This is a genomic window from Spirosoma harenae (assembly GCF_054776975.1).
The window spans coordinates 1-3,614 of record NZ_BAAHBD010000030.1 but is presented as its reverse complement, the minus strand read 5'-3'; the positions used below and the strand labels follow the sequence as shown (position 1 = coordinate 3,614).

The 3,614-nt window shown below is 53.1% G+C and carries 6 protein-coding genes; all 6 read left to right on the top strand.

Annotated features, from left to right (window positions below; translation table 11 throughout):
• On the top strand, positions 1-316 hold a 316-nt coding region (locus tag ACYVE4_RS26640), incomplete at its 5' end, for an N-acetylmuramidase domain-containing protein (protein ID WP_461043351.1).
• 33 nt (positions 317-349) lie between these two features.
• The gene (locus ACYVE4_RS26635; RefSeq protein ID WP_461043350.1) at positions 350-625 is read left to right on the top strand and encodes a hypothetical protein; all 276 of its coding nucleotides are present in this window, start codon (positions 350-352) and stop codon (positions 623-625) included.
• Positions 626-758: 133 nt separating this feature from the next.
• Positions 759-1,139: a hypothetical protein gene (locus ACYVE4_RS26630; protein ID WP_461043349.1), complete on the top strand. Its 381-nt coding sequence runs from the start codon at positions 759-761 to the stop codon at positions 1,137-1,139.
• Entirely contained in the window at positions 1,140-2,048 is a 909-nt protein-coding gene (locus tag ACYVE4_RS26625) for a hypothetical protein (RefSeq protein WP_461043347.1), read from the top strand. It begins immediately after the preceding gene.
• Positions 2,045-2,551 carry a hypothetical protein gene (locus ACYVE4_RS26620; RefSeq protein ID WP_461043346.1) on the top strand — a complete coding sequence of 169 codons (507 nt, stop codon included), beginning with the start codon at positions 2,045-2,047 and terminating at the stop codon, positions 2,549-2,551. Before ACYVE4_RS26625 ends, ACYVE4_RS26620 begins: the two co-directional genes overlap by 4 nt.
• Before the next feature lie 59 nt (positions 2,552-2,610).
• Positions 2,611-3,614, top strand: a 1,004-nt coding sequence (locus tag ACYVE4_RS26615) for a hypothetical protein (RefSeq protein WP_461043345.1), incomplete at its 3' end; no start/stop codon positions are given.

The window sequence follows — 3,614 nt, the reverse complement described above, 5'->3', positions numbered from 1 at the left end:
TGCCATGGCGCTCGATCCGGATGCGGCCCTGATGGCCACTTCCTGGGGCCTGTTTCAGGTGATGGGCGATGAATTCTGGCGCTGCGAAGACCTGGGTATTCACAGCGTGCACGAGTTCGTCGATTTCCTAAAAACGGGTGAGTCGGCCCAATTGATGGCGTTTTGTAAATTCTTAATCAGCAAAGGCCTCGACAAAAAACTCCGAAAAGGGGATCTGAATGGCTTTTGCATTGGCTACAATGGGAACGATGCCATCATCAACGGCTACCCCAAGAAAATAGCCGCCCGGGTCGCCTGGCACACGGCCAACCCCTAAAATTTAACCTTGTAAACTGCTCATCCCCTGCTCATGAAACGCCTTCGTCAAACCTTAACTCGTAGCACAGCTGGCCTGCTCACCCCAGCCCAGTATCTACTAATCCTTTCCTGGCTAGAGCAGGTAGGCGTCTGGATTCTGACCATTCAATGGGATAAACTGCCCTATGCCTTTGCCGGGGCGACGATCGCTACACTGAAAAGCAAAAAAGATGCGTCGGGTCAGGTTATTCATAAACCCTTCTGGGAGTGGATATCCATTGCCCTTGGGGGACCATCATTGGCATGTCAGCCTGGAAAGATGTCGTGAACTTTACCAAACTAACGCCTGAATTCAGTACGCTTATAGCGGGACTGATCGGATGGCTACTGGCTGATATCATCTTGAAGCAGGCTAAAACCCAGCTGACGGACAATTCCTCAACCCATAAACCCTAATCGCCATGTTACTACACAACCCATTTTTCTGGATCAGCGAACTGGGACTGATCTTAACCTTTCTCAGCTGTACGCTACTCGCCTACCGGTTTCGGCAGAATCCTCTGCTGATGATCCCACTTTGGCTATTGACCACGGGCACCATCAGCTTGTTTGTCCACCCGCTGCTGTATGCATCGTACTTGGGAAACCCCTTGTATAGCCTGCTTATTTTTCTGATAGGAGGATCGTTCAGTTACACCGGTTGGCGCTACAGCTGGCTGGGGAAAAACCCGGGTTCGGCTCAAGAGCAGCTCACCAGTCAGAAGGTGTTTACCTGGTCGGCCGTTTTTAGTGGATTACTCGTGAGTTACGTGATTTGGAAACTAAAACAATCCGGACGGTAAATGAACTCACTGGAACTGACGATAAAAACGGGTCAAGCTCGCCATCACCATTGGCGCTTCAGTGGTCCTTCGGCCTGGGAGGAGCTCACACCTCGTCAGGCGATTGCGTTGATTCGGTTCCGGGAGCGGGTCAATGACTCACTGGAGATTCTGTTTGTGGTGCTCCAACTGCTTTACAAGATGACGCCGACCCAGCAGCGCTGGCTGTTTGACGAAGCGTTCCTGGTTCGAAAAGGGATTGATACCCCGGTTCGTCATCAGGCACTTCGGTTCGGTCAGGCGCTGATCGATACCCTGGACTGGATAGGCGTAACAACCCCGGGACCTATGTTTCTGGTACCGAGCTTTCGGCTCTACGATTTTCAGTATGGATCGGCGCGGGTATTACTGCGCCGGACGCTGTTTCCAACGCTCTATTATGCCCCGGCCGAAAGCCTGTCGAACCTGACGTTTGGCGAGTTTATCTATTCAGAAAATGCCTATAACGCCAAAAATTGGCCTGAATTAGCGGCCATTCTGTATAGGCCAGGGAAAGGTTTATTCACGAAAGGAATTGACCCCAGAGAAGCGTTTGACGAAGATAAAGTGGATGGTCGAGCGGAGCGGTTTGCCGAGCTTGATCCGGCGCTACTGACCCTGATCGTCCATCACTACGAAGCTTCGCGTCAGGTGCTGCAGCAGTACTTTGAACACGTGTTTTCCGTAGGGGATGAACCCCAAACGACGTCAACTCCAACCGGCAAGAAAGCGTCCTGGCTGAATGTGGCCATTAGCCTGGCTAAACTGGACGTGACCAAGGTTGAGGAAATCAAAACCGCTAACCTGTATCTGGCCCTGCAGGTGCTGGATGAGCAGATCCGCCAGGCTGATGAACTGGAGGCTGAGCTAGCTAAAACGAAAACCAAATGACCGAGTCCGAGTACATCGCCTATTTTGAAAATATAGCCGCTCAGCATGCGGCTATTCGGCATAATGTAGAAAACCGGAAAGCTTTTTTTGTCGTGCATGACGATAACCTAAGCGAGCTGGAAACGGCCATTCCGAACATGAGTCTGCCGGCGTTACTGCTGGATCAATATTATGACGATCTGGATGCGGAATCCGACAACAAACGGATTACGGTGCTGGGCGGCATCAGTATCATTTGTAAAGTCGAGATGGGGAATACGAAAAGCATTCGACAAGCCCGGGAGCAGGCCAGGCAGATTGCGCGCAGCATTCTTAACCGCTTACGCTACGAATGTCAAATGGGCCTGGTCGCTAATCAGCCCTATATAAAGCTTTCCTTTAACCAGAATGGCTCACCTACCCCAGCCATCGCGGGTGGCAGTGCAACGGGCTGGGGCTACTCCTTTGAGCTATTAATGCCCACGAAGACCGCCATCAAGGCGGAGGATTGGCTGGATAAATAGGGGCCGTGTCTAATAGGGTGTCGCGGTCAAAAAAGAGCTAGAGCGACAGTTTCGCGGCTATGGCCGACGTTACCCTGCTGTCAACTCCCGATCTCCATGCCCTCGCCAAAGCCGGTCCTACCCTGTACCGGTTCGAAGGCGCTGGTCGGTATCAGACATTAGGGGTGAAAGCCGTCAATGCGCTGGGGTTTAATCAGGCCGTTCCCGATGGGACCATCATCACCCTGCAGTGGGGCGAAAAAACCTACACCTTAACGGCCAGAACCGTCCCATCCGCCCAGGGCGAATTTCCCGCTGGCGATGGCAGCGCTCAGTACGTTGACGATCTGGCGGATTTCCTCGCTCACTACTTCCCCATCCGGGAAGATTTTGCCGTCTCCCGGTCCACGGTTGGCCTGATTAAGTTTATCAACTTCACGGCCAAGCAGCCCGGTAAAGCCTACAACATGACGGCCGTGCTGCCGGGTGGCGTCGGCTCTCCCTACTACGCGCTGGGGCGAACCACCGACGGCGCTGATCCCCTGATTCGCAGCCAGTACTCCATTTATACCGAGATCTGGCTACAGAATCCCGGTACCGATGGAACGGACCTAACAGTGCATTATACCCGCATCAATCAGGCCTATCTGGAAACCGATGCCAATGGCGATGCGGAGATCAACGTCGGCAATATTCTCTACGATTGGCTGACGGCCGATCTACCCAGCTGGAGCTTTTTAAATCCCACTGTTTCTCAGTTTTCCGCGCGTAAGTACTATGTCACCTACGGCGAGGCCTGGGGGTTCCCGTTGCAGGTGGGCCAAATCAAAGCCGACCAGGTGCGCTACATCTACCTGGGTGGAGCCGATTACGTGCACAAAGGCTTGTTTGGCTACGAACTGCTCCAGTTTTCGGGTTCAGCCGGGGCCAATAAAGCGCTTCGCTTTGGGGCACAGACCCGCTACATTCTGGCCGATGAACCCCAGTTTTTAACGTTTGTCAACCTCAAGAGTACGCCCCTGGCCATGAACCTGGTGGCCACAATGACGTTCGATGACGATGAGACGCTGGAGCTTGAAGAACT